Source organism: Nocardioides sp. FY1077 (assembly GCF_058681775.1).
The window spans coordinates 764742-789337 of sequence record NZ_JBZWDB010000001.1 but is presented as its reverse complement, the minus strand read 5'-3'; the positions used below and the strand labels follow the sequence as shown (position 1 = coordinate 789337).

The 24596-nt window shown below is 75.3% G+C and carries 24 protein-coding genes; 7 read left to right on the top strand and 17 right to left on the bottom strand.

Annotated elements, in window-relative coordinates:
- Positions 1–29: 29 nt before the first annotated feature.
- Positions 30–1241, bottom strand: a complete 1212-nt coding sequence (locus AC4OR8_RS03705; RefSeq protein ID WP_492164220.1) for an acetyl-CoA C-acetyltransferase — start codon at positions 1239–1241, stop codon at positions 30–32.
- A gap of 176 nt (positions 1242–1417) precedes the next feature.
- On the opposite strand from AC4OR8_RS03705, the gene AC4OR8_RS03700 reads away from it, so the two are divergent.
- Both AC4OR8_RS03700 and AC4OR8_RS03695 read left to right on the top strand, forming a co-directional pair.
- Entirely contained in the window at positions 1418–2179 is a 762-nt protein-coding gene (locus AC4OR8_RS03700; RefSeq protein WP_492164219.1) for a MerR family transcriptional regulator, read from the top strand.
- Positions 2180–2234: 55 nt separating this feature from the next.
- Positions 2235–3128: an NAD(P)H-binding protein gene (locus tag AC4OR8_RS03695; protein ID WP_492164218.1), complete on the top strand. Its 894-nt coding sequence runs from the start codon at positions 2235–2237 to the stop codon at positions 3126–3128.
- 134 nt (positions 3129–3262) lie between these two features.
- On the opposite strand, the gene AC4OR8_RS03690 is transcribed toward AC4OR8_RS03695, so the two are convergent.
- From AC4OR8_RS03690 to AC4OR8_RS03650, 9 genes are all read right to left on the bottom strand, one after another.
- Positions 3263–3967 (bottom strand): CPBP family intramembrane glutamic endopeptidase, encoded by a 705-nt coding sequence (locus AC4OR8_RS03690; RefSeq protein ID WP_492164217.1) that lies wholly within the window; start codon positions 3965–3967, stop codon positions 3263–3265.
- Between the two features lie 16 nt (positions 3968–3983).
- Positions 3984–5525, bottom strand: coding sequence for a DEAD/DEAH box helicase (locus AC4OR8_RS03685; protein WP_492164216.1), 1542 nt, complete (start codon positions 5523–5525; stop codon positions 3984–3986).
- A 252-nt stretch (positions 5526–5777) separates the two neighbouring features.
- Positions 5778–5972, bottom strand: a complete 195-nt coding sequence (locus AC4OR8_RS03680) for a CsbD family protein (RefSeq protein ID WP_492164215.1) — start codon at positions 5970–5972, stop codon at positions 5778–5780.
- Positions 5973–6123: 151 nt separating this feature from the next.
- Positions 6124–6732, bottom strand: a complete 609-nt coding sequence (locus AC4OR8_RS03675; RefSeq protein ID WP_492164214.1) for a hypothetical protein — start codon at positions 6730–6732, stop codon at positions 6124–6126.
- A gap of 46 nt (positions 6733–6778) precedes the next feature.
- Positions 6779–7525: a glutamine amidotransferase gene (locus AC4OR8_RS03670; RefSeq protein ID WP_492164213.1), complete on the bottom strand. Its 747-nt coding sequence runs from the start codon at positions 7523–7525 to the stop codon at positions 6779–6781.
- A 33-nt stretch (positions 7526–7558) separates the two neighbouring features.
- Positions 7559–8719: a CaiB/BaiF CoA transferase family protein gene (locus tag AC4OR8_RS03665; RefSeq protein WP_492164212.1), complete on the bottom strand. Its 1161-nt coding sequence runs from the start codon at positions 8717–8719 to the stop codon at positions 7559–7561.
- Between the two features lie 103 nt (positions 8720–8822).
- On the bottom strand, positions 8823–9560 hold the full coding sequence (locus AC4OR8_RS03660) for an amino acid ABC transporter ATP-binding protein (protein WP_492164211.1): 738 nt from the start codon (positions 9558–9560) through the stop codon (positions 8823–8825).
- Positions 9557–10444, bottom strand: a complete 888-nt coding sequence (locus tag AC4OR8_RS03655; RefSeq protein ID WP_492164210.1) for an amino acid ABC transporter permease — start codon at positions 10442–10444, stop codon at positions 9557–9559. Before AC4OR8_RS03655 ends, AC4OR8_RS03660 begins: the two co-directional genes overlap by 4 nt.
- Positions 10441–11361 (bottom strand): ABC transporter substrate-binding protein, encoded by a 921-nt coding sequence (locus tag AC4OR8_RS03650; RefSeq protein ID WP_492164209.1) that lies wholly within the window; start codon positions 11359–11361, stop codon positions 10441–10443. Before AC4OR8_RS03650 ends, AC4OR8_RS03655 begins: the two co-directional genes overlap by 4 nt.
- A gap of 144 nt (positions 11362–11505) precedes the next feature.
- On the opposite strand from AC4OR8_RS03650, the gene AC4OR8_RS03645 reads away from it, so the two are divergent.
- Both AC4OR8_RS03645 and AC4OR8_RS03640 read left to right on the top strand, forming a co-directional pair.
- The gene (locus tag AC4OR8_RS03645; protein WP_492164208.1) at positions 11506–12150 is read left to right on the top strand and encodes a PadR family transcriptional regulator; all 645 of its coding nucleotides are present in this window, start codon (positions 11506–11508) and stop codon (positions 12148–12150) included.
- Positions 12147–14204, top strand: coding sequence for an oxidoreductase (locus AC4OR8_RS03640; RefSeq protein WP_492164207.1), 2058 nt, complete (start codon positions 12147–12149; stop codon positions 14202–14204). The genes AC4OR8_RS03645 and AC4OR8_RS03640 overlap by 4 nt, the downstream gene beginning before the upstream one ends.
- A gap of 129 nt (positions 14205–14333) precedes the next feature.
- Here AC4OR8_RS03640 and AC4OR8_RS03635 read toward each other — a convergent pair whose 3' ends face one another.
- Together AC4OR8_RS03635 and AC4OR8_RS03630 are read right to left on the bottom strand one after the other, a co-directional pair.
- Positions 14334–15185 (bottom strand): SDR family oxidoreductase, encoded by an 852-nt coding sequence (locus AC4OR8_RS03635; RefSeq protein ID WP_492164206.1) that lies wholly within the window; start codon positions 15183–15185, stop codon positions 14334–14336.
- Positions 15186–15303: 118 nt separating this feature from the next.
- A complete protein-coding gene (locus AC4OR8_RS03630; protein ID WP_492164205.1) occupies positions 15304–15903 on the bottom strand; it encodes a hypothetical protein in 600 nt (199 codons plus the stop codon).
- A gap of 104 nt (positions 15904–16007) precedes the next feature.
- Here AC4OR8_RS03630 and AC4OR8_RS03625 point away from each other — a divergent pair, with 104 nt between their 5' ends.
- Entirely contained in the window at positions 16008–17156 is a 1149-nt protein-coding gene (locus AC4OR8_RS03625) for a MalY/PatB family protein (RefSeq protein ID WP_492164204.1), read from the top strand.
- A gap of 12 nt (positions 17157–17168) precedes the next feature.
- On the opposite strand, the gene AC4OR8_RS03620 is transcribed toward AC4OR8_RS03625, so the two are convergent.
- From AC4OR8_RS03620 to AC4OR8_RS03610, 3 genes are read right to left on the bottom strand one after another with little or no spacing between them, the layout of a single operon-like run.
- Positions 17169–18098 carry a hypothetical protein gene (locus AC4OR8_RS03620; protein WP_492164203.1) on the bottom strand — a complete coding sequence of 310 codons (930 nt, stop codon included), beginning with the start codon at positions 18096–18098 and terminating at the stop codon, positions 17169–17171.
- A complete protein-coding gene (locus AC4OR8_RS03615; protein WP_492164202.1) occupies positions 18095–19243 on the bottom strand; it encodes a sulfotransferase family protein in 1149 nt (382 codons plus the stop codon). The genes AC4OR8_RS03620 and AC4OR8_RS03615 overlap by 4 nt, the downstream gene beginning before the upstream one ends.
- 35 nt (positions 19244–19278) lie before the next feature.
- Entirely contained in the window at positions 19279–20619 is a 1341-nt protein-coding gene (locus AC4OR8_RS03610) for a glycoside hydrolase family 1 protein (RefSeq protein WP_492164201.1), read from the bottom strand.
- Positions 20620–20634: 15 nt separating this feature from the next.
- Between AC4OR8_RS03610 and AC4OR8_RS03605 the strand changes: the two genes are divergently transcribed.
- Complete coding sequence (locus AC4OR8_RS03605; protein WP_492164200.1) at positions 20635–21309, top strand: pirin family protein; 675 nt, start codon at positions 20635–20637, stop codon at positions 21307–21309.
- Between the two features lie 109 nt (positions 21310–21418).
- On the opposite strand, the gene AC4OR8_RS03600 is transcribed toward AC4OR8_RS03605, so the two are convergent.
- Together AC4OR8_RS03600 and AC4OR8_RS03595 are read right to left on the bottom strand one after the other, a co-directional pair.
- Positions 21419–22327 (bottom strand): diacylglycerol/lipid kinase family protein, encoded by a 909-nt coding sequence (locus tag AC4OR8_RS03600; protein ID WP_492164199.1) that lies wholly within the window; start codon positions 22325–22327, stop codon positions 21419–21421.
- Complete coding sequence (locus AC4OR8_RS03595) at positions 22324–23970, bottom strand: FAD-binding oxidoreductase (RefSeq protein ID WP_492164198.1); 1647 nt, start codon at positions 23968–23970, stop codon at positions 22324–22326. Before AC4OR8_RS03595 ends, AC4OR8_RS03600 begins: the two co-directional genes overlap by 4 nt.
- Positions 23971–23987: 17 nt before the next feature.
- On the opposite strand from AC4OR8_RS03595, the gene AC4OR8_RS03590 reads away from it, so the two are divergent.
- Positions 23988–24593: a TetR/AcrR family transcriptional regulator gene (locus AC4OR8_RS03590; RefSeq protein ID WP_492164197.1), complete on the top strand. Its 606-nt coding sequence runs from the start codon at positions 23988–23990 to the stop codon at positions 24591–24593.
- Positions 24594–24596 lie beyond the last annotated feature (3 nt).

Here is a 24596-nt window from a genome sequence, read left to right as displayed (position 1 = left end):
CCTTCAGCTGGTGGCTGCTCGCGCCTGGCTCACACCAGCTCGACGATCGTGGCGATGCCCATGCCGCCGCCGACGCAGAGCGTGGCGAGGCCGCGGCGCAGGTCGCGGCGGGCCAGCTCGTCGATGAGGCTGCCGAGGATCATCGCGCCGGTGGCGCCGAGGGGGTGTCCCATGGCGATGGCGCCGCCGTTGACGTTGGTGATCTCGTCGCTGATGCCCATGTCGCGCATGAACCGCATGGCCACGGCCGCGAAGGCCTCGTTGATCTCGAACAGGTCGATGTCGCCGACCTCGAGCCCGGCCTTGCCCAGCGCCTTGCGGGCGGCCGGGGCAGGACCGGTGAGCATGATGGTCGGGTCGGCACCGGAGACGGCCATCGACACGATGCGGGCACGCGGGGTCAGCCCGAGGTCGGTGCCGACCTGCTCGGTGCCGATCGCCATCAGCGCGGCGCCGTCGACGATGCCGGAGGAGTTGCCGGCGTGGTGCACGTGGTCGATCTTCTCGACCCAGTGGTACTTCTCGAGCGCCACGTCGTCGAAGCCGGCGTCGCGACCCATCTGCGCGAAGCTGGGCTTGAGCCCGGCGAGGCCCTCGACGCTGGTGTCGGGGCGGATCAGCTCGTCGTGGTCGAGCACGGTGAGGCCGTTCTGGTCCTTCACCGGGACGACGGAGTCGGCGAAGTAGCCGTTGGCCCACGCCTTGGCGGCGCGGTGGTGCGACTCGGCGGCGAACGCGTCGACGTCCTCGCGGCGCCAGCCGCCGAGGGTGGCGATCAGGTCGGCGCCGATGCCTTGCGGCACGAAGCCGGTGGCGAGCGCGGTCGCCGGGTCCTGGGCCCAGGGGCCGCCGTCGGAGCCCATCGGGGCGTTGCTCATCGACTCGACGCCGCCGGCGAGGATCAGGTCCTCCATGCCGCCGCGGATGCGGCCCGCCGCCTGGTTGACGGCCTCGAGGCCGGAGGCGCAGAAGCGGTTGAGCTGCACCCCGGCCACGGTGTCGGGGTAGCCGGCCTTGAGCGCGGCGGTCTTGGCGATGTCGCCGCCCTGCTCACCCACGGGCGTGACGACGCCGAGCACGACGTCGTCGACGCGGTGCGGGTCCAGCCCGGGGTTGCGGACGGTGAGCTCGTCGAGGAGCCCGACGACGAGGTCGACCGGCTTCACCTCGTGCAGCGCGCCCGCCGCCTTGCCCTTGCCGCGCGGCGTGCGGATGTGGTCGTACACGAATGCCTCTGCCATGACCGTCCCTCGTAGTGCGGTGTCTGTGTCCTCGGTTGCGGCCTCGATTGTGACATTGTTGCTGTCATGGTCGTCAAGCGATCCGGGACGCCGTGCGCGCCGCCGGGGTGTGTCGGTGGCCACACCGGCAGGATGGGTGCGGCCGCGCCGGCACGGCGCCGGGGAGGAGGAGCAGCGTGACGGAGCCCCGCAGGGAGACCCCGAACGACCCGACGGCGTCGGTGAAGGACCTGATGACCCTCGACGAGCTCACCCAGCGCGCCGGCATCAGCGTGCGCAACGTGCGCTTCTACACGACCAAGGGCCTGGTGCCGCCGCCGATCCGCCGCGGCCGCTCGGGCTACTACACCCCCGACCACGTCGCCCGCCTCGAGCTGGTCGCCGAGCTGCAGGGCCACGGGTTCACCCTCTCGGCCATCGAGCGCTACGTCGCCGCCATCCCGACCGACGCCACCCCCGAGGACATCGCCCTGCACCGCACGATGCTGGCGCCGTGGCAGGCCGACGTGCCGGAGGAGCTCACCGTCGCCGAGCTCGCCACCCGCGCCGGGCGCGAGATCTCCGAGGACGACCTGTCGACGCTGGCCGCCCTCGGGATCGCCCGCCCCCTGCGCGGCGGGCGGTACGCCGTGGCGCTCACCCAGCTGCCGGTGGGGCTCAGCCTGCTCGACCTCGGCTTCCCGACCGAGGCCGCGGTGGCCTCGGCCCAGGTCTACGCCCGCCACGGGCGGCAGCTGGCCGAGGAGCTGAACGAGGTCTTCACCACGATGGTGTGGCCGGCGTACAAGGAGGCCGGCGCCTCCCCCGAGACCATCCGTGAGGTCGTGGAACGGCTCAAGCCGCTCTCGATCGCCGGACTGGTGTCGGCCTACGAGCAGGCGATGGACGAGGCCAAGCGCGAGCGCATCGCCCGGCGGGCCCGGCGGGCGCAGGGCTGAGCCCGGTCGCCGCGAGGGTGAGGCCGGGCGCGGAGGCACCCCCTACCCTGGCGACATGAGTCTCACCGTGCTGGTCACCGGAGCGACCGGGTTCATCGGCAAGCGCCTGGTGCCCGCCCTCGCCGACGCCGGCCACCACGTCAAGGCGATGACGCGCCACCCCGACGGCTACGACGGCCCCGGCGAGGCGGTGTACGGCGACGTCAGCGACCCGGGCACCCTCGCCGAGCCGCTCTCCGGCGTCGACGTGGCCATCTACCTGGTGCACTCCCTCGACGACAGCGACTTCGAGCGCAAGGACGCCGAGGCCGCCACCGCGTTCGGCCTGGCCGCGGCCGCCAGCGGCGTCGACCAGATCGTCTACATGGGCGGGCTCGGCAAGGACGAGGACGTGCTCTCGCCCCACCTGCGCTCGCGCCGCGAGGTGGAGAAGCTGCTGGGCGACTCCGGCGTCCCGGTCACCGTGCTGCGCGCGGCGATCGTCGTCGGCGCCGGCGGCGTCTCGTGGGAGATGACCCGCGGCCTGGTCAAGAACCTCCCGGCGATGGTCGTGCCGCGGTGGGCCGCCACCCGCACCCAGCCGATCGCCGTCGACGACGTCATCCGCTACCTCGTCGGCGTCACCGGCAACGACGAGGCCAAGGGACGCGTCTTCGAGGTCGGCGGCGCCGACCAGCTCAGCTACGTCGGCATGATGCGGGGCGCGGCCAAGGAGATCCTGGGCCGCAACATCCCCATCGTGCAGCTGCCGGTCGGGACGCCGTACCTGTCGTCGTGGTGGATCCGCCTGGTCACCGGCGTCAACACCACCACCGCGGCCAACCTCATCGACTCCATGGGCACCGAGGTGCTGCAGACCGACTACGCCATCCGCGACGTCGTGCCCGGCGAGCCCCTCAGCTACGCCGAGGCCGTGCGCCGCGCCGTCGCCGAGGACTCCAAGGCCTGACCCGCGCCGCGCCGCCGGGCCGGGGCCGGGGCCGGGGCCGGGGCCGGAGCGTCATGCGCATCGTGGGGGCGACTCCACACAACGCATGACGTCCCGCCCCGCACCCGCGCCGCGCGACCGAGCGAGCGATCGGCTCAGAGGAAGATCAGCGGCAGCAGGAACAGCATCGAGACCGACCACGTGAGGTGGGTCAGGATCGGGGCGAGGATGCCGCCGGAGGCGCGGCGCTGCAGGCCGACCACGACGCCGAGCAGCACGGCGGCGAAGGTCAGCATCACGTTGCCGGTGGCCAGCGTGGCCACGGTGTAGGCGACCGTGGTGATCGGCACGGGGTAGCGCGGCGTGGCGGCGTACGCACCCCCGCGGAAGAACAGCTCCTCGGCCACGCCGTTGAGAGCGGTGACGAACAGCAGCAGCGGCCAGGGGCCCTCGACGGTGTAGTCGAGGACCGACTGGATCTGGCGCACCAGCGGGTCGGCCAGCGGGATCTCGCGGATGGCGATCGCGCCGACCACGAACACCGCCACCATCGCCGCGCCCAGCAGGATCGGCGACACCACCGGGCGTCGGGGGTTCTCGGGGTTGCCGATCCGGCCCAGGTGGAGCGGACCGGAGACGAACGCGCCCACGATCCACACCAGGGCCAGCACGACCGTCGAGACGTAGAACCAGCCGCTGCCGGGCTCGATGCGCAGCGAGAAGCCGAGCACCACCGCCCCGATGACCACGAAGACGGCCGTGACCACCTGGCGGCGCCGCAGCGCCGCGGGGGTGTCCCGGTGGTCGCGAGGGACGACGTCCCACAACGAACGCCTGACGAACTCACGCACCGGGCTCACGCCCACGACCTTACGGTCAGCCCCTACGGGAGCTGAAGGTGGAGGCGCTGTGGCTGCCGCTGCCGGACCCGCCCGTGGCGGAGCCCGCACGGGAGCCGCTCGAGCGACGCCCGGAGCCCGAGCGCTGACCGCCGGACGTCGAGCCGCCGGCGGCGGGCTGGCCGCCGCGACCCGACGCGCTGCGGCCGGACTGGCCCTGGCGCGAGGAGCCGGAGCCGGCCGCGCCGCGCGAGCCGCCCGACCCGCCCGAGCCACCGCCGGAGCGGCGACGTCCGCCGCCGCCGCCGGCCGGGCGCGAGCCGGAGCCCGAGCCGCCCGAGGACGGCACCTCGGCGACCGCGAGGCCACCGGGCACCAGCACCCGCTCGCCGGGGGCGAGCTGCACGAGGATCGGGTTGGCGGTGCCCTCGACCTTGGTGATCGTGGGCTTGATGCCGGCCGCGCGGGTCAGGTCGCGCACGTCGCGCACCTGCTCGGCGGTCATCAGCGTGATGACGGTGCCGGCGGCACCGGCGCGGGCGGTGCGCCCGGAGCGGTGCAGGTAGGCCTTGTGCTCGGCCGGCGGGTCGGCGTGCACGACGAGGGCCACGTCGTCGACGTGGATGCCGCGCGCGGCGATGTCGGTCGCGACCAGGGTGCTGGCCTTGCCGGCGTGGAAGGCGTCCATGTTGCGCACCCGCGCGTTCTGGCTGAGGTTGCCGTGCAGCTCGACGGCGGGCACACCCAGCTTGTTGAGCTGGCGGGTGAGCGCCTTGGCGCCGTGCTTGGTGCGGGTGAAGACCACGGTGCGGCCAGGCGCGCTGGCCAGGTCGGCCAGCACCGGCACCCGCTGCTCGCGGGCGACGTGCAGGACGTGGTGGTCCATCGTCGAGACCGGCGACTGCGCGGAGTCGGCCTGGTGGGTCACCGGGTTGGTGAGGAACTTCTTCACCAGGGTGTCGATGGCGTTGTCCAGCGTGGCCGAGAACAGCAGCCGCTGGCCGGAGGCCGGGGTCTGCGACAGGATCCGGCGCACGGCGGGCAGGAAGCCCAGGTCGGCCATGTGGTCGGCCTCGTCGAGGATCGTCACCTCGACGGCGCCGAGGTCGCAGTGCTTCTGCGAGATCAGGTCCTCGAGCCGGCCGGGGCAGGCCAGCACGATGTCGGCGCCCTTGCGCAGGCCGGTGACCTGCGGGGTCTGGCCCACGCCGCCGTACACGGTCTGCGTGGTCAGGCCCGCGGCCTTGGCCAGCGGCTTGAGGGCGTCGTGGATCTGGTTGACCAGCTCGCGGGTCGGGGCCAGCACCAGCGCGCGCGGACGGCGCGGGGTGGCGGGCATCGACGAGGCGACGAGGCGGGCGACCAGCGGGAGCAGGAAGGCGTAGGTCTTGCCCGAGCCCGTGCGGCCACGGCCGAGCACGTCGCGACCCGCGAGGGAGTCGGGCAGCGTGGCGGCCTGGATCGGGGTCGGGGAGGTGATGCCGGTGGCCGCGAGGATCGCGACGAGGTCGGCGGGCACACCCAGCTCGGCGAAGCCGGCGGTGCGGGGCGTGCGGGCAGAGGGAGTTGCGTCAGACACAGAAGTAGTCACTCACTGTTGGCGTGTCTCGCCATGATGATGGCTGCACGACTGGCCCGGAGACGGGCGAGAGGAGCGGGGTGCCTCCGGCGGAGGCGGCGCGCGGACCTGGTGGTGCGGTGGTACGTCGGTCCGGCGGAGCCCGAGGCAAGACGAACCGGGCTGCACCCCACTCTAGGGGTGCAGCCCGGTGATCTCGATTCGCCGGTGCCCCGGCGGGGTGTGCGCCTGGTCACCCGGCGCACGGCGCGGTCACTTCTTGGCGGCGCCCTTGATGTCCTTGCCGGCGTCCTTGAGCTTCTCGACGCCGTCCTTGAGGCCGGCGGAGGCCTGGTCGCCCTTGCCCTCGGCCTCGAGGTGCTCGTCGCCGGTCGCCTTGCCGGTGGACTCCTTGGCCTTGCCGCCGAGGTTCTCGCCCTTGTTGCTGATCTTGTCGCCGATGCCCATGGTCGTCTCCTTCGTGTCGGTTGTTCCCTGGGGTACCCCCCCAGTGCACCACTGTGCACCGGTGCCCGTGATCACCCCTTGGTGCCGAGGGCCGGCGGCGCGGCCAGGTCGCGCCGGTGGGTCAGGGGGTGGGCGAGGGGGTGGGCGCAGGTCAGCGCGCGGCGAGCTCGACGGTCACCAGCACCGCACGGGTGCGCACGAGGTTGGGCCCGGCGTCGGACATCGCCGCGTTGACCGAGGGCGTGAACCGGTACGTCGTGCCGCCGACCAGCTCCGGCACCAGGAACCGCGCCGTCGTGGTCGTGGGCGAGCCCCCCGTGGCGCCCAGCCGGGTGTCGCCGGGGCGCACCGTCACGTCGGAGCCGCCGTCGTCGCCGTCGCCGGGCCCGGTGCCGCCGTCGTCGGCGTCGTCCACCCCGAGCGAGAGGGTGAACGGACCCTCACCGCGCGCGACGTACTGCATCGACACGGTGACCACGGCCGACCACGTGTCGCCCGCTGCGCCCGTGTCGGACGTGTCGGGCACCGTGACCGGCACCGCGCGGACGCCGCCGATCGAGCCGAAGTCGCTGCCGTACACCGCGCTGGGCCCGGCGGGGTAGAAGCGCTCGGCGCGCACCACCTCGGTCGGCACCCGCGGCTCCCCGGGCGCCCGGGCCGGGGCCGCGGAGGCCCCGACGGCGAGGGCACCGGCCAGCAGGGCGGGGAGGACGACGAGGCGGGCGGCGCGGCGACGGCCGCGGGCGGCGGTGATGCTCATGGCCGACGGTAACCCCGCCGGGCGCGGCACCGCCGGGGAACCGCGCTCAGCGGGCGGCGAGCTCGACGAACCGGGCCAGCATCCGGGCCGGCTCGGTGACCACGGCGGTGCGGGCGGCGGCCTGCAGGGCGGCGGCTCCCCCGGGCTCGAAGTACCCGTGGTCGGCGTACACGTCGATGCGGGTGCAGATGCCCTCGACGTCGAGCTCGGGATGGAACTGGGTGGCCCACACGCGCTCGCCGAGGCGGAAGGCCTGCACCGGGCAGCCGGGCGAGCCGGCCAGCAGCACGGCCCCGTCGGGGAGCCGCGACACCGCCTCCTGGTGGCCGAGGAAGGCGTCGAAGGAGGTCGGCAGGACGCCGGTGAGCGGGTCGGCGCGCCCGGCGTCGGTCAGGGTGATCGTGGTGGCGCCGATGGGCTCGGCGTGGGTGCGGTCGACGACGCCGCTCCGCAGGACGCCGAGGGTGCCGATGCCGTAGCAGGCGCCGAGGAACGGGTGGTCGGCGGCGACCACCCGCAGCGCGAGGTCGTGCAGCTCGGCCTCGACCCGGCGCTGGGTGGCGCCCTTCGCTGCGGCGGGGTCGGAGACGTTGAACGGTCCGCCGCCCAGCACGATGCCCGACCAGTCGTCGAGGCGCAGCGGGCCACCGAGGGCCTCGGCCAGGCCGTCGCGCTCCAGGCGCACCCGGCGCACGTCGCGCTCGTCGAGCCCGGTGCAGCGCAGGACGGCGTCGTACTCCCCGTCGGCGGCGAGGTCCTCCGCGCGGGTGCCGAGGAAGAGGAAGGGGAGCACCGCGCCAGTGTGCCGGTCGGCGCCGCGCCGGTGTCAGTCGGCCTGCACCGCGACGCCCCGGGCGAGCAGCCCGTCGACGTCGGCGACGCCCCAGGCGGTGAGCGCGTCACGGGTGTGCCGGCCGGCCGCGTCGGGCGGCGGGGTGGACAGGGTCGCCTCCGTGCGGGAGAAGCGGGGCGCTGGGGCCGGCTGCAGGCGGCCGTCGCGCTCCACCAGCGTGCCGCGGGCGGCGAGGTGGGGGTGGTCCTTGGCCTCGGTGAGCGGGATGATCCCGGCGACGCAGGCGTCGGTGCCCTCGAAGAGCTCCACCCACTCGGCCTGGGTGCGACCGCGGAAGGTCTCGGCGAAGAGCGCCCGCATCTCGTCGTACCGCTCGGGCTCGCCCTGCCCGGGGCACCGGTCGGCGACCCCGAGCAGGCGCACCAGCTCGGCGAAGAACTGCGGCTCGAGGGCGCCGACGCTCAGGTGGCGCCCGTCGGAGGTCTCGTAGACGTCGTAGAACGGGACGCCGCCGTCGAGCAGGTTGGCCGCGCGCTCCTCGCGGAACAGGCCCGCGCCGACGAACGCGGTGGTCATCGCGTTGAGGTGGGCGGTGCCGTCGACGATCGCCGCGTCGACCACCTGGCCCTCGCCGCTCACGCGCGCCTCGAGGAGCGCGGCCAGGATCCCGATCACCAGGTACGTCGAGCCACCCCCGAAGTCGCCGAGCAGGTTGGTCGGGAAGTGCGGGCGCGCCTTGTCCTGCCCGAGGCCGAAGAGCGCACCGGTGACCGCGACGTAGTTCATGTCGTGGCCGGCCGCGCGGGCCAGCGGCCCGTCCTGGCCCCAGCCGGTCATCCGGGCGTAGACCAGCCGCGGGTTGCGCGCACGGCACTCCTCGGGGCCGAGCCCCAGCCGCTCGGTGACACCCGGGCGCATCCCCTCGACCAGCACGTCAGCGCCCTCGACGAGGTCGAGGACCGTCTGCACGGCCTCGGGGTTCTTCAGGTCGAGCGCCACGCTCGGACGACCGCGGTTGAGCAGGTCGTGGCTGCCCCCGCTCATCGCCGACCCCCCGGGACGCTCGACCCGCACCACGTCGGCACCCAGGTCGGCCAGCAGCATGCACGCGTGCGGGCCCGGCCCGATGCCCGCGATCTCCACGACCTTGACGCCCTTCAGCGGGCCCGTCCCCTGCCCCAGCTCGTAGCTCATGGCCGCCATTGTGCCCTAACCGTGACAGTAGTGGTGTCACGATTGCCTCGGCTGGGCGCTCGTGTCGGGGTCGGTCGCCGCGCGGTCGGGACGTCGCCACGCGTCAGCCGGGCAGGACCCGCCGCAGGAACTCGCGGGTGCGCGGCTCGCGCGGGGCGGAGAAGATCTCCTCGGGCGGGCCCTGCTCGAGGATGCGGCCCTCGTGCAGGAAGCAGACCGACGTCGCGACCTCGCGGGCGAAGGCCATCTCGTGGGTGGCGAGCACCATGGTGGTGCCGGCCGCGGCGAGGTCGCGCACGATGGCCAGCACCTCCCCGACCAGCTCGGGGTCGAGCGCGGCGGTGATCTCGTCGAGCAGCAGCAGCGTGGGCGACGTGCACAGCGCCCGCACCAGCGCGGCCCGCTGCTGCTGACCGCCCGAGAGCTTGTCGGGGTGCTTGTCGGCGTGGTCGGCCAGCCCGAACTGGGCCAGCAGCTCCCGCGCCCGCGCGTCGGCCGCCGCGGGAGACACGCCGTGCACCCGCCGCGGGGCGAGCGTGCAGTTGTCGAGCACCGACAGGTGCGGGAAGAGGTTGTAGGCCTGGAACACCATCCCGATGCGGCGGCGCACCTCGCGCGGGTCGACCAGGGGGTCGGAGACCTCGCGGCCCTCGAAGACGATGGTGCCGTCGTCGACGTCCTCGAGCAGGTCGAGGCAGCGAAGCAGCGTCGACTTGCCCGACCCCGACGAGCCGATCAGGCAGATCACGTCGTGCGGCTGCACCTCCAGCGACACGTCGGCCAGCACGACCCGGTCGCCGTAGGACTTGCGCAGCCCCGAGGCCTGCAGCAGCGCGCTCACAGGGCACCGGTCCGCTCGCGGCGGGCGTAGCGGCGGCCCAGCCAGTCGGTGAGCCGCGCCAGCGGGATGGTGAGGGCGACGAAGAACGCCGCGACCACGACGTACGGCGTGTAGTTGAAGTTGTAGTTGGTGTAGTCGCGGGCCACGAAGACCGCCTCGAAGACACCGATCGTGGAGGCCAGGGCGGTGTCCTTCTGCAGCGAGACGAAGTCGTTGAGCAGCGGCGGCACGACGCGGCGCACGGCCTGCGGCACCACCACGAAGCGCAGGGTCTGCGCGCGCGAGAGCGCCAGCGCCTCGGCGGAGGCCACCTGGGAGGGGTGGATCGACTCGATGCCGGAGCGGAACACCTCGGCGACGTAGGCGCTGTAGGAGATCACCAGCGCGGTGGTGGCCCAGAAGAACGGGCTGTTCGGCAGGCCCTGCAGCTGCAGCGCGGGCATGCCGAAGCCCATGAGCAGCACCAGCAGCAGCGTCGGCACGCCGCGCACCACGTCGGTGTAGGCCACCGCGAGCACCCGCAGCGGCGCCAGCAGCGGCGCCCGGGCGCCGCGGGCGAGCGCGATCAGCAGGCCGAGCACCAGGATGATCGGCTCGGCGACCAGGAACATCGTGACGTTGATCCAGAACGCGTCGGCGATGTCGCCCACCGAGGCCCCCGCGTGGAAGCCGTCGAAGAACGAGTCGCGCACCCGCGCCCACCCGGGCGAGGTGACCAGCAGGGCGCCGAGACCCACGAAGACGACGAGCAGCGCGGTGGTCGCCGTGGCCAGCGAGCGCCGGCGCACGCCCCGGCGCACGGCGCGGCGCTCGAGCTCGCGCTCGCTGGGGGTCCAGGCGGCGGGGGTGGCCGGGGTCGCGGGGGTGGCCGGGGTGGCCGTCACTGCAGCTGCGGCACGTCGACGACGTCCGAGAGCCACTGCTGCTCGAGGTCGGCGAGGGTGCCGTCGTCGCGCATCGCGGTGAGCGCGGCGTCGACGCAGGGCACGAGCGCGCTGCCCTTCTCGAACAGCATGCCGAACTCCTCCTGCTCGCCGGTCTCGGGCTGGAACTGCCCCACGAGCACGCTGCCGGGGATCTCCACGGCGGAGATGTAGAAGGCGGTGGGCAGGTCGGCGAGGACGGCGTCGACCTGGTCGTTCTGCAGGGCCTGCTTGGCGGCGTTGGTGTCCTCGAAGACCACGGCGTCGGTCTCAGGCTGGATCACGTCGCGGATCGCGGTGAGCGAGGTGGTGCCGGTCTGGGCGCCCAGGCGCAGCCCCTTCAGGTCCTCCAGGCTGGCGGCCTCGGCGCCGGGGGTGCCCTCGAGCGCGATGACGGCCTGCGCGGCGGAGTAGTAGCCCTGCGAGAAGTCGACGACCTCGGCGCGGGCCGGGGTGATCGAGATCTGGTTGATGTCGAGGTCGAAGTCCTTGGGGCCCGGCTTGTAGGAGGTGTTGAACGGCACCGTGAGCCAGGTGACCTCGTCGGCGGCGAACCCGAGCCGGTCGGCCACCTCGTAGGCCACCGCCGACTCGAAGCCCTCGCCGGTCGTCGGGTCGTTCTCGGTGAACCAGGGGTCGTAGGCCGGCGAGTCGGTGCCGACGGTGAGCGTGCCGTCCTCGACGAGACCGGCCTCGGCGGCGCACTGCGCCGGGTCGACGTCGGCGGCCGGCGTGGCCGAGCCGGAGGCGTCGGACGACTCTCCGGTCGAGGGGGCCGGGTCGCCCGCGGTGTCGCTGTCCTCGACCGGCGCGCAGGCCGCGGTGAGCACCAGCAGGGGCGGGAGGACGGCGGCGGAGGCCAGCGAGCGCAGGAGCATGGGCGAATCGTAGGCCGCGCCGCGAGACCCCGCGGGCGACCGGCACCGCCCGTGGACGCCGGCGGTCGCCGTCCCGGTGACCAGACCCGCCACCGGGTCGGGCGCGGCTTGCAACTCGTTGCATAGGTGGGTGACGATGGCGGCATGGCCCTGGAGCACGCACTGCTGGTCGCCCTGCGCGAGCAACCGGCCTCCGGGCTCGACCTCACCCGCCGCTTCGCCCGCTCCATCGGCTACTTCTGGTCGGCCACCCACCAGCAGGTCTACCGCGTGCTGGCCCGCATGGAGGCCGCCGGCTGGGTGGCGGTGACCGAGGTGGCGCAGGTCGGGCGCCCCGACAAGAAGGTGTACGACGTCACCGCGTCCGGACGCGCCGAGCTGGCCGACTGGCTGGGCCGTCCCGGGGAGCCCGAGCCGATGCGCTCGGGCCTCGCGGTGCGCATGCGCGGGGCGTCGTTCGGCGACCGCGCCGCCGTGCTCGACGTCGTGCGCGCCGAGCTCGCCGACCACCACCTGCGCCTCGCCCACTACCGCCGCCTGCTCGAGCGCGACGGCGACCCGTCCGCGCCGGGCGCCCTCGCCCCCCGTGCCGGCCGGGACACCCGGTACGCCGACGGCGGGCTGGCCCTCGACCAGCACCTGGTGCTGCGCGGCGGGGTGCGGCTCGAGGAGTTCTGGACGTCGTGGCTGGAGGAGTACCTCGCCGCGCACGACGCCGCCCCCGACCCTCCCCGCACCGACACGACCACCGACACGACCACCGCTGCCGCACCCCAGGAGCCCCGATGACCGACCACCCGCTGCTGCTCTCGCCGCTCACGCTCGGCGCCGGGGCCGACGCGCTCACCCTGCGCAACCGCATCGTGATGGGCTCGATGCACACCGGCCTGGAGGACCGCGTGCGCGACCTGCCGGCGCTGGCGGCGTACCTCGCCGAGCGCGCCCGCGGCGGCACCGGGCTCATCGTCACCGGCGGCTACGCCCCCTCCCGGCGCGGCTGGCTCAAGCCGTTCGCCTCCGAGCTGTCGACGCGGCGCCAGGCCCGCCGCCACCACGCGGTGACCGGCGCGGTGCACGCCGAGGGCGGTGCGATCGCGCTGCAGGTGCTGCACGCCGGGCGCTACGGCTACCACCCGTTCAGCGTGTCGGCGTCGAGCCGCAAGTCGCCGATCACCCCGTTCCGGCCCTCGGCGATGTCGAGCCGCGCCGTCGACCGCACCGCCTCCGACTTCGCGCGCAGCATCGGCCTGGCCCGCGAGGCCGGCTACGACGCGGTGGAGGTGATGGGCTCGGAGGGCTACCTGCTCAACCAGTTCCTCGCCGCGCGCACCAACGACCGCAGCGACGCGTGGGGCGGGACGGCACAGAAGCGGATGCGGCTGCCGGTGGAGGTGGTGCGGCGCGCCCGTGAGGTGGTGGGCGACGACTTCCCGATCCTCTACCGCATCTCGCTGCTCGACCTGGTCGAGGACGGGCAGTCGTGGGAGGAGACCGTCGAGCTCGCCCACCGCCTCGTCGAGGCCGGGGTGACGGTGCTGAACACCGGCATCGGCTGGCACGAGGCGCGGGTGCCGACGATCATCACGCAGGTGCCGCGGGGCGCCTGGCGCTCACTCACCGCGCGGCTGAAGGCCGAGGTCGACGTCCCGGTGTGCGCCTCCAACCGGATCAACACCCCCGACCTCGCCGAGGCGGTGCTGGCCGCGGGCGAGGCCGACCTCGTGTCGATGGCGCGCCCGCTGCTGGCCGACCCCGCGTTCGCCCGCAAGACCGCCGAGGGCCGCGCCGACGAGATCAACACCTGCATCGCCTGCAACCAGGCCTGCCTCGACCACGCCTTCCAGAACAAGCCCGCCTCCTGCCTGGTCAACCCGCGCGCCGGCCGTGAGACCACGCTCGTGCTCGCCCCGACGCGCAGCCGCGCCAGGGTGGCCGTGGTCGGCGCCGGGCCGGCGGGCCTGGCCACGGCCGTCTCGGCGGCCGAGCGCGGCCTCGCCGTCACCGTCTTCGAGGCCGGCAGCGAGCTGGGCGGGCAGTTCCGCCTGGCGATGGAGGTGCCGGGCAAGGAGGAGTTCGCCGAGACGCTGCGCTACTACCGCCGTCGCCTCGAGGTCCTGGGCGTCGACGTGCGCCTCTCGACCCGCGCCGGCGTGGCCGACCTCGCCGGCTTCGACGAGGTCGTGGTCGCCACCGGCGTCACCCCGCGGGTGCCGGACCTCGCCGGGATCGACCACCCGAGCGTCGTGTCGTACGCCGACGTGCTGGCCGGTCGCGTCGTGCCCGGGCGGCGGGTGGCGGTGGTCGGGGCCGGCGGCATCGGCGTCGACGTGAGCGTCTGGCTGACCCATCGAGACGGTCGCTCCGCTCCCTCCTCAGGGACCGCCCACGACGCCACGGAGGACCTCGACGCGTGGCTGGCGCACTGGGGCGTCGGCGACCCGTCGCTGCACCGCGGCGGCCTCACCGACCGCACCCCGCGCGAGCCCCTGCGCGAGGTGACCCTGCTGCAGCGCAAGACCACCCCGATCGGCGCCGGCCTCGGCAAGACCTCCGGCTGGGCCCACCGCGCGGTGCTCAAGCAGTCGGGCGTGACGCTGGTGAGCGGCGCGACGTACGACCGAGTCGACGACGACGGTCTGCACTACGCCGTCGACGGCGTCGACCACGTGCTCGCCGTCGACCACGTCGTGCTCTGCGCCGGGCAGGAGTCGGTGCGCGACCTGTACGACGACCTGGTCACCGCCGGTGTCACCGCCCACCTCGTCGGCGGCGCCGACGTCGCCGCCGAGCTCGACGCGAAGCGCGCCATCGAGCAGGGCACCCGGGTCGCCGCGGCGCTCTGACCGTGCTGGTCGTCGGGGGCCGCCCGGCGGCGCGCCGGGCCGTACGTCATACGAATGGTGGGTGCGACTCCACGCGACGTATGACGCTCGGCCCCACCCCGCGCAGGAACCGGAGCGAGGGAGCGGGTCTCAGTCCAGCGGGTCGAGGAAGAGGTCGGCCTCGAGGGGCCCGTCGCCGGGGCCGGCGCGGTAGCCCGACAGGTCGGTGACGCCCTCCTCGGCGAGCACCTCGTCGTCGAGGTAGAAGTGCCCGGTGCAGGTGCGGGGGTCGCGCGACAGGATGACGTGGGCGGCGTCCGCGACGATGGCGGGGGTGCGCGCCTTGGCGACGGCCTCGGCCCCGCCGAGGAGGTTCTGCACCGCGGCGGTGGCGATCAGGGTGCGCGGCCACAGCGAGTTGGCGGCGACGCCCTGCTCGCGCAGCTCCTCGGCGAGGCCGAGGGTGACCAGGCTCATCGAGTACTTCGCCATCGTGTAGGCGAGGTACTGCCCGGCCCAGCGCGGGTCGAGGTCGAGCGGCGGCGACATGGTCAGCACGTGGGCGTGCTCGGAGCGCACCAGCCACGGCAGCGCGGTCTTCGACAGCAGGAAGGTGCCGCGCGCGTTGATCGACATCATCAGGTCGTACTTCTTCATCGCGATGTCGGCCGTCGACGACAGGTCGATGGCGGAGGCGTTGTTGACCACCACGTCGATGCCGCCGAAGCGCTCCACGGCGAGGTCGACGGCGCGCTGCACGTCCTCCTCCTTGCGGACATCGCCCACCACCGCGAGGGCCTGACCACCGGCGGCCTCCACCTCGGCCGCCGCGGTGTGCACGGTGCCGTCGAGGCGCGGGTCGGGGGTGTCGGTCTTGGCCAGCATCACCACGTTGGCGCCGTCGCGGGCGGCGCGCAGCGCGATGGCCAGGCCGATCCCGCGGCTGCCGCCGGACATCAGCAGCGTGCGTCCGGCGAGCGGGGCGGTGGGGGCGTCGGTCACGAGGTCTCCTCGGGGGTCGGGGCGTCGAGCCACCCTAGGAGCGGGTACGCCGCCGCCGCCGCGCCGCCCGCGTGGTGGGCCCCGCGTGGTGGGCCCCGCGCGGCGCGCCCGGCCGAGGTCAGCCGTTGGGGCCGGCGTCGGTGAGGTCGACCAGGCCGGTGGACGCCACCGTGTCGTACCCCAGGTCGCGGCCGCCGCCACGCTCCTCGACCAGCGACGCCGACCGCAGCCGCACCGACCCGTCGGGCAGGCTGCTCAGCGGCACCTCGACGGCCAGCACGTCGCCGCGGTAGTCCTCCGTGGTGGTGGTCCCGGGCGGCAGCTCGACGAGGCCGTCGCGGCCCACCGCGACGACGACGGTCCATCGGCTCTCCCCGCCGGAGGAGCCCGTCAGGACGAACAGCTGCTGGCCGCGGGCCCGAGCGGGCCGCACCAGGTCGTCGACCTGCCAGGTGACCTGCAGCGACGGCGCCGCGTCCACCGGCCGGTCGACGGTGTAGGTCGCCGAGAACACGTCGAGGTCGTCGCGCCAGGCCCTGCGCTTCCCGCCGTCGACGACCACGTCGCCGGCGGGGTCGTCGACCGTCACGGTCGTGGAGACGGGCTCTGCGCCCGGCTCCGGAGCCGACGCAGCGGCGGGGGCGGACACGGCGCCCAGGAGGGGGGCCGCGAGCAGCAGCGGCAGCAGGGCGGTCGACGGGCGGGGGACGAGGCGCATGACGGGCCTTCCGAGAGGGCACGCGGACGGGTGGCGTGCGAGGCCACCCACCCTAGGACCGCCGGACGCCGTGCGGCGGCTGGTGCGTGGCCTAGGTTCGACCCATGATCCGCGACCTCACCGATGCCGAGGCCCGCGCCGCGCTGGTCACCAAGTGGGACGTGCCCGCCGACGTGCTGCCGCTGTGGGTGGCCGAGATGGACTACGCCGTCGCCCCGGTGGTCACCGCTGCGCTCCACGCCGCGATCGAGCGCGGCGTCACCGGCTACCCCGCGATGGCCCCGACCGAGGGCGCGCCCACCGAGCTCGGCGAGGCGTACGCCGGGTTCGCCCGGCGCCGCTGGGATTGGGAGGTCGACCCGGCGCAGGTGCTGCCCACCGTCGACGTGAGCGCCGGGGTGCGGCTGGTGGTCGACGCGCTGAGCGACCCCGGGCCGGTGGTGCTGCCGCTGCCGGCGTACGCCCCGCAGCTCGACCTGCCCCGGGTCACCGGCCGGGAGCGGTGGGACCTGCCGGTCACCCCCGACGGCGACGCCTACGTGCTCGACCTCGACCACCTCGAGCGGCTCTTCGCCGACGGCGCCCGCACGCTGCTGCTCACCCAGCCGCACAACCCCTGCGGGCACGCCCACACCCGCGCCGAGCTGGAGGCCGTGCGCGACGTGGTGGTGCGCCACGGCGGGCGGGTGGTCAGCGACGAGATCCACGCCCCGCTGGTGCTGGCGGGCGCCGAGCACGTGCCCTACCTGTCCCTCGACGGCACCGCCGACCACGCCGTCGCGCTGGTGGCGGCGAGCAAGGCGTTCAACACCGCGGGCCTGAAGTGCGCCCAGGTGGTGAGCGCCGACGCTGCCACCCACCGTCGCCTGCGCGAGGTCGAGCTGGTCCGCAACGACTCCTGGTCGTCGCTCGGCGTGGTCGCCGCGGTGGCGGCGTACGACGACGGCGACCCCTGGCTCGACGCCCTGCTGGAGCGGCTCGACGCCCAGCGCACCCTGCTCGGCGCACTGCTCGCCGAGCACCTGCCGGCGGCCCGGGTGCGGCCGCTGGAGGCGACGTACCTGGCCTGGCTCGACCTGCGCGCGCTCGGTCACGACGACCCCGCCGCGGCGGCGCTCGAGCGCGGGCGGGTGCGGCTGGCGCCCGGTCACGACTACCACCCCGGCCTGCCCGGCCACGCCCGGCTCAACGTCGCCACCAGCCCCGAGCGGCTCACCGAGGCGGTACGGCGGCTCGCGACCGCGCTGGCCTGAGGGGTCGGTGCCTCAGACGGTGAGCCGGCCCAGCCGCCCGACGAGCGGGCGGGGGGCCTGGGGCAGCCAGGTGCGGGTCACGTGGTCGACGACGTGGACGCCCGGCGGTGCCTCGATGCGCTGCAGCCCCACGACCTCGTCACCGCGGCCGTCGCGCAGCGCGCTCCACACCTCCCACTCGCGGCGCTTGCGCGGCGCCCGGGAGGAGTCGAAGTCGTTCGGGCTGGTCCAGTGGGCGAACTCGTCGCGGTCGAGCCACTTCAGCTCCACCACCATCCCCTCGGGGGCGATGATGCGGTCGGCGTCCTCGGGGAACTCGCGCACCTCCCACTCGAAGGCCTTCTTGAAGGTGTACTCCGGGCCCATCGGGTAGACCCACGGCTCCAGGAAGCGGTAGCCGAGGTCGAGCCAGGCCAGCGACTCGCTCACCACGGTCAGCGGGTGGCGCGGGATCGCCACCACGGCGCCGGAGTCCTCGAGCTGCCACGACAGGTCGGCGAGCAGCGCGGAGCCCTCACGGGTCAGCACCATGTCGCCGTCCCACTTCATCGAGTACGTCGTCGTCACCTGCGACAGCGACCAGTTGTAGAAGTGCGTCAGCGAGTGCACGGAGTCGGGCGGGGTCGTCAGGTGCTCGGTGCCGGCGCGTGACACCTGGAAGGGGTAGTCGAGCACGGTGAGCCGGTCGCCGGCGCCGCACTCCTCGGCCACCCGGCGGGCCACCTCGGCGGTGCCGTCGTCGGAGCGGTTGTCGACCAGCACGACGCGCTGCACCGCCTCGAGCATCGGCGGCAGCACCCACGGCAGGTTGTGCGCCTCGTTGCGCACGCGGAACACGCAGGTCAGCCCGGGGATCGCCGGGCCACGGTGCCAGGGCCAGCGCACGTCGTAGGCCGGGTCGCCCTCCCGGCAGGGGATGTCGGCGCCGCGCACGGGGCTCATCGCGCGCGGCCCGCGGCCTTCCGCAGCCCCCGGCGCACCGACGGCGGCACCAGCGCCCGCACCGAGTGGGGCACCCGGTCGACCCCGGCGCGCGCAGGACCGGCAGCAGGCGCCGCGACCACGTCCGGCTCGACGGCCGCCGCCTCGCCCTCCCGGCGCGCCGCCACCGCGACCGACGACGCGACGGCCGCCGACTCCTCGAACAGCGTGGTGTAGGCCGCGCGCAGCTCGTCGAGGCGGGCGTGGGTCTCGGGGGTGTCGCCGTCGTCGTCGGCGAGCCGGTCGAGGGCCAGCCACGACTCCTGGGCCACCTCGCGCAGCCGGGCGGGTACGTCGAGGTCGGCCCAGGTGAGCTGCCCGCGGCGCAGCGCCGGGTCGACGAAGCGGTGCACGGCGCGCACGTCGTTGGCCGAGGCGGCCTTCACGGCGTCGAGGTCGAAGCGCTGCCCGAGGCCGAACACCGGCACGGTCCAGTCGTCGAGGAGGTCGCCGTAGCGCACGAAGCCCCGCAGCGACCCGCGCGTCGCGCGCTCGGTGTGGAGCATGACGTTGACCCAGGCCGCGGTGCGGGTGGTCGCCTCGTGGCCCGCGGCGCCGGACGCCGCGCCGGCACCCACCACCTCCGCCGGCGGGCGCAGCATCGTGACGTAGGCCGGGGTGGCGTCGCAGCGCAGCGCCGCGGCCCGCCACAGGCCGAGGAACCACGCCGCGCGGGGGTCCTTCACCACCAGCTCGGGACCGCCCTCGACCAGCTGCTGCTCCAGCCAGGTGTGCAGCCGCGCGCGCAGCGGGCCGTAGGTGGCCAGCTTGCCGGCGTCGAACCACGCCGAGGGCCGGGCGTCGGCGACCTCGACGTTGCAGCGCCCCAGCAGCTCGTCGTGCAGGTCCACCACCCACTGCGGCTCGACGGGGCCCTTCGGGTTGGTCTCGTCGGGGGCCACCTCGGGCTGCGGCACGTGCATGCCGAGCGCCTGCAGCGCGCCGGCCATGGTGCTGGTGCCGCTGCGGCCCGGGCCGACGACGAACACGATGCGCCGCGGCACCTCGGTCGGCTCGGCCAGCACGTCGCTGGTCGGCGCGGGGCCGGTCGGCGCGGGGCCGGGGGTCGCCGGGGACGGGCGGGGCACCGGGGTCTCGGACGACATGGCCCTCACCCTAGCGACGCCCGGTGCCGCCGGGGTCAGCCCCGCGAGCGGCTCTGCGCGGCGATGGTCTCGGCCAGCCAGCCGTACGCCGCGCGCGGTGCCGGGGCGCCCGGGCCGTCGGTGCGCACCAGCCCGCGGGGCGCCGGGGTGCGCCTGGCGTCGGTGGGGCCAGCGGGGTCGGCGGCGGCGTCGGCGGGTCCGGCGGGGTCGACCGGATCGGCGGGGGGGTCGAGCAGGGGCCCCACGTGCACCACCCGCACGTCGACGCCGCGCCGGGCGGCGGTGGCCACCGCACGCAGGTGGCCGTCGAGGTGGTCGACGCGGTCGGCGTCGCGGTGCTCGCCGTACGCCGGGCCCAGCAGCGTGACGTGCACCGGGGGCAGCGCGGCGCGGTAGCGGGCGCGCAGGGTGATCAGCCACTCGCGCAGCGCGTCGGGCACCACCGGGAGGCCGTCGTCGGTCACGGGGTGGCCCAGCAGCGCGCACACCTCGAAGGGCAGCGGGGAGTCCTCGCCGGCGATGCCGATCTTGACCGGGCTGTCGTAGGTGACGCCGTAGAAGTCCAGCGGCTGGCGCACGGTGGCGAGGTCACCGCCGAGCCCGAGGTCGTCGAGGAGGGGCTGCAGGTCGACGGGGTGCCGGCCCAGCAGCATCGGCTCGAGGAACATCGCGTTCCACAGCGCGTCGTAGAGCTTGGTCGCGGCGACGTCGGCGGCGTCGTCGCTGACCGGCCACATCGGGGCGTGGTGGTTGGCGCACCCCACGCTCACCCGCGGCCCGCGCGGGCCGGGCCACCCGGAGGCGCCGGCGCGCAGGGCACCGACGGCCAGGCCGTGGCCGAGCAGCAGGTGGTGGGCGGCGGGCAGCGCGTCGAAGGCCAGGCGCCGCCACGGCGCCCGACGTCCGGTCATGTGGCCGTCCACCGCGACGACCGCGGGCCGGTCGACCGGCACCCAGTGCTCGACGCGGTCGCCCCAGCGGGCGGCGAGGGCGGCGGCGAGGTCGCCGAAGCGCTCGGCCGTGGCGGGGTTGAGCCACCCGCCGTCGTCCTGGAGCGCCCGCGGCAGCGTGCCGTCGTGCAGCGTCACCGACGGAGCCACCCCGGCCTCGGCCAGTGCATCCAGACGGCGGTCGGCCCGGTCGAGGGCCGCGGCGTCGAGCGGACCGCGGCCGTCGGGCTGCAGCCCGGGCCAGGACACCCCCAGCCGCACCGACGTCACCCCCAGGCCGGCCAGCAGCGCGGTGTCGGCGACGTCCACGCCGGCCCCTGCGGTCTCGCCCGACGTCTCGCCCAACGTCTCGCCCAGCACCCCGATCCGTGAGCCCGGCACGAGCTGCGGCGGGGGGCCGGCGACAGGGCGGTGGGGGGTCGGCACGGCACAATGATGGCCGTGACCAGCCAGATCCGCCGGGGAACCGCTCGCTTCGTCAGCCGCGCCCCCGGCCGGGAGACCCGCCACTCCTTCTCGTTCGGCGAGCACTACGACCCCGAGCGGCTCGCCTTCGGCCCGATGGTCTGCCACGACGACCACCACCTGCGCGGCGGGACCGGCTTCGACCCCCACCACCACCAGGACCTGGAGATCGTCACCTACGTCGTCAGCGGCGCCCTCGAGCACCGCCACGGGGCCACCGACGAGGCCGGCGACGAGCCCGTGCGGGTGGAGGCCGGCTCGCTGGCGCTGCTCAGCAGCGGCACGGGCGTCACGCACAGCGAGGTGGCGGTCGCCGGCGCGGGGCCGGTGCGCCTGGTGCAGGTCTGGCTGCGCGTCGACCCCGACGCCGAGCGCGCCCCGGCGTACGCCGTGCACCCCGGTGCCACGTCGCTGGAGGTGCCGCGCGTGCCGGGCGCCCGGCTGCAGGTGCTGCGCCTGGAGACCGGCGACACGGTGACCCTGCCCGCCGCGCCCCTCGCCCACGTCTTCGTCTCCCGCGGCGCCCTGATGCGCGCCTCGCTGGCCGAGCCGGTGCAGTCGGGCGACGCCTACCTGTTCACCGACGAGCCCGCCCACGACGTCACCGCCGCCGTACCCACCGAGCTGCTGGTCTGGACCTTCGCCGGCTGACCTCCGCCTCGGCGTGGTGTCACGCCCCGGGTGCCGGGTCGGGCGTCATGCGAATCGTGGAGTCGCACCCACCATTCGCATGACGCACCGGCCAGCGCGAGGCGGCGGCTCAGCGCACCACCGTCAGCGCCGCGGGGCGCAGCTCGACCACGGCCGGGGCGGCGCCGAGCGGGGGCAGCACGCCGAGCGGCTCGCCGTCGGCGCCGACGGGCACGGGGGTGCGCGAGTCGGCGGTGAGCTCGACGCGGGTGCCGGTCAGCACGGTGACCTCGGGCAGGTGCACGTGGGAGCCGTCGTAGATCTTCGGGAAGCGGCGCACCAGCTCGAGGCGCGAGGCGGCCTCGACCACCACGACGTCGAGGCGGCCGTCGTCCACGGCGGCCGCGGGGGCGACGTGCATGCCCTGGCCGTAGTAGCCCGAGTTGGCGACCACCACGGTGGCGGCGGCGTACTCCGCGGTGACGCCGTCGACGCTGACCCGGAACCGCCCGGGCTGGTACGTCGCGAGCGCGCGCACCGCGCCGAGGGGGTACTGCAGCGCGGCCGGCGTACGGCGCATGCGGTCGACCAGAGCAGCGGCGCGGGCGTCGACGCCGCTGTAGACCGAGCCCGCGACGAGCCGCTCGGGGGCTCCGGGCAGGCACCACGCGAGCAGGTCGACCGGGGTGGCCGCGCCGTCGAGGAGGAGGGTGGCCACGGCGTCGGGGTCGGTGGGCAGGCCGAGCATGCGGGCGAAGTCGTTGCCACGCCCGGCCGGCAGCACGCCCAGGGTGCCGCCTCCGGCGGCCACGCCGCCGACGAGGTGGGACAACATCCCGTCGCCGCCCACCGAGACCACGACGTCGCCGCGGGCCACCGCCTCGTCGACCAGCGCGGCCACTGCGCGCGGGCCCGGGGAGTAGGTGACGTCGACGCGGGCGCCGGCCTCGCGCAGCAGGCGGGCCACCGGCACGACGGCCCCGGGTGCGGCCCCGCCGCCCGAGGCGGGGTTGACCAGGAAGGTGAAGGAACGGGTCACGGGACGAGGACTCCGGGGTTGAGGATGCCGGTGGGATCGAGCTCGGCCTTGACCGCGCGCAGCAGCGACACCCCGAGCCCGCCGACCTCCTGCGCCAGCCACGGCCGGTGGTCGCTGCCCACGGCGTGGTGGTGGGTGATCGTGCCACCCGCGCCCATGATGGCCTCGCTCGCGGCCGCCTTGGCGGCGCCCCACCGCGCCAGCGGGTCGTCGCCGCCGCGCGCGGCGACGGTGAAGTACAGCGAGCAGCCGGTCTCGTAGACGTGGCTCACGTGGCACAGCACCAGCACCGAGCCGCCGTCGGCGCCCAGCGAGGCCTCCAGCGCCTCGCGCACCGCGGCGTGCAGGCGCGGCACCCCGCTCCAGAACGTGGCGGTCTCCAGGGTCTCCACCAGCACGCCGGCGTCGAGCAGCGCGTCGCGCAGGTAGGGCCCGTCGTAGCGCCCGCGCACCCAGGCCTCGCCGGGCTCGTCACCGAGGGGGGTGCCGCCGAGGTCGGCGAGCACCGCGGCGACCGCCGCCCGGCGCGCCGCGACCGTGGTGGCATCGCCCTCGTGGCCCACCACCATCAGGCAGCCGCCCGCCGCCTCGCCCCCGATCTCGTCGGGGCGGGCCAGGTTGACCGCGGTCTCGGCCTCGTCGGAGAGCCGCAGCACCGTCGGCAGCAGCCCCGCCTGGGCGAGGGTGCGCAGGGCGGTGGTGCCGGCCGCGAGGTCGGGCCAGCGCCAGCCCTCGTACGCCGTGGCGGTGGGCGCCCGACGCACCCGCACGGTGACCTCGGTGAGCACGCCGAAGGCGCCCTCCGACCCGAGCAGCAGCTGGCGCAGGTCGGGGCCGGCGGCGCTGGCGGGGGCGGTGCCGAGGCGCAGCTCGCCGCGGGGGGTCGCCGCGCGCAGGGCCACCACGAGGCTGTCGAAGCGGCCGTAGCCAGCGCTGGCCTGCCCGCTGGAGCGGGTGGCGGCGAAGCCGCCGATCGTGGCGTGCTCGAACGACTGCGGGAAGTGGCCCAGGGTCAGTCCGTGGGCGCCGAGCAGCGCCTCGGCCTCCGGGCCGCGCAGCCCCGGCTCGAGCACCGCGGTCATCGACACCTCGTCGACCGCGAGGAGCCGGCGCAGCCGGCCCAGGTCGAGGCTGACCACCCCGGCCCAGCCGTCGCGGCGCGCCACCAGGCCGCCGGTGACCGACGTACCGCCACCGAAGGGCACCACGGCGAGGTGGTGGTCGACGGCGAGGGCCAGCACCGCGGCCACCTCGTCGTGGTCGGCGGGACGCACGACGACGTCGGGGGCGTCGGCGAGGTCGCCGGCGCGGGCGCGCAGCAGGTCGGCGGTGGACTTGCCGCGGGTGCGCAGCCGGCGTGCGGCGTCGTCGGTCGACACGTGCGCCTCGCCGAGCAGCGCCACCAGCGCGGCGTGCACCTCGGGCGCCAGCCGGGACGGCGGCGGCACCGGGTCGCTCACCGGCGTGCGCTCGTCGACGCCGAACGCCAGCTCCACCAGTCCCCGGGCGGCCTCCGGCAGCGGCGCCGCCCGCTCGGCCCGGCCCCAGCGCTGCGGGTGCATCTCGGGCTGCCGCGCCTCGGTCGACGGGGTCTCGGGGTGCGGTGCGGGCGGTCCGTCGGCGCCGGGCGTGGTCGTGGTCACGTGTTACAGTGTGACACATGTCGTCACTTCGTCACAACGCTGCGGCCGGCGGCCCGGTCGACCCGCGCGACGGGTACCTCGACGCCGCCCGCGCCTGCATCCTCGACGTCGGGTGGCGCCGGACGACCCTGACCGAGGTGGCCCGCCGTGCCGGGGTGTCGCGGATGACGATCTACCGCTCCTGGGCCGACATGCCCACGCTGCTCGGCGACCTGATGACGCGCGAGTGGTCGGCGGTGGTCGTCGACGCGGTCAGCGCCGGTGCCGACCTGCCGCCCGTCGAGCGGCTGGTCGCGCAGGTCTCGGCCACCGTGCGGGGGCTGCGCGACGACGAGCTGTTCGTGCGCATCGTCGAGCTCGACCCCGAGCTCGTGCTGCCCTACCTGCTCTCCCGACGCGGCCGCTCCCAGGACCTGGTGCTCGACGTCGTGGAGCAGGCCGTGCGCGCCGGCCAGGACGCCGGAGCCGTGCGGGCCGGCGACGCCACGACGATCGCCCGCGGGCTCGTGCTGGCCGTGCACGGCCACGTGCTGTCGGCCCACACCATGGTCGACGACCGGGTGGACGCGACGGCCCTCGACGACGAGCTGACCACGACGCTCACCCGGGCGCTGCGCCCGTGAGCC

What these genes read in the sequence shown, in the direction of transcription:
- AC4OR8_RS03705 (WP_492164220.1), bottom strand. Translation starts at nt 1,241, where the DNA reads ATGGCAGAGGCATTCGTGTACGACCACATCCGCACGCCGCGCGGCAAG.
- AC4OR8_RS03695 (WP_492164218.1), top strand. Translation starts at nt 2,235, where the DNA reads ATGAGTCTCACCGTGCTGGTCACCGGAGCGACCGGGTTCATCGGCAAG.
- AC4OR8_RS03680 (WP_492164215.1), bottom strand. Translation starts at nt 5,972, where the DNA reads ATGGGCATCGGCGACAAGATCAGCAACAAGGGCGAGAACCTCGGCGGC.
- AC4OR8_RS03675 (WP_492164214.1), bottom strand. Translation starts at nt 6,732, where the DNA reads ATGAGCATCACCGCCGCCCGCGGCCGTCGCCGCGCCGCCCGCCTCGTC.
- AC4OR8_RS03665 (WP_492164212.1), bottom strand. Translation starts at nt 8,719, where the DNA reads ATGAGCTACGAGCTGGGGCAGGGGACGGGCCCGCTGAAGGGCGTCAAG.
- AC4OR8_RS03650 (WP_492164209.1), bottom strand. Translation starts at nt 11,361, where the DNA reads ATGCTCCTGCGCTCGCTGGCCTCCGCCGCCGTCCTCCCGCCCCTGCTG.
- AC4OR8_RS03645 (WP_492164208.1), top strand. Translation starts at nt 11,506, where the DNA reads ATGGCCCTGGAGCACGCACTGCTGGTCGCCCTGCGCGAGCAACCGGCC.
- AC4OR8_RS03640 (WP_492164207.1), top strand. Translation starts at nt 12,147, where the DNA reads ATGACCGACCACCCGCTGCTGCTCTCGCCGCTCACGCTCGGCGCCGGG.
- AC4OR8_RS03630 (WP_492164205.1), bottom strand. Translation starts at nt 15,903, where the DNA reads ATGCGCCTCGTCCCCCGCCCGTCGACCGCCCTGCTGCCGCTGCTGCTC.
- AC4OR8_RS03625 (WP_492164204.1), top strand. Translation starts at nt 16,008, where the DNA reads ATGATCCGCGACCTCACCGATGCCGAGGCCCGCGCCGCGCTGGTCACC.
- AC4OR8_RS03620 (WP_492164203.1), bottom strand. Translation starts at nt 18,098, where the DNA reads ATGAGCCCCGTGCGCGGCGCCGACATCCCCTGCCGGGAGGGCGACCCG.
- AC4OR8_RS03615 (WP_492164202.1), bottom strand. Translation starts at nt 19,243, where the DNA reads ATGTCGTCCGAGACCCCGGTGCCCCGCCCGTCCCCGGCGACCCCCGGC.
- AC4OR8_RS03590 (WP_492164197.1), top strand. Translation starts at nt 23,988, where the DNA reads ATGTCGTCACTTCGTCACAACGCTGCGGCCGGCGGCCCGGTCGACCCG.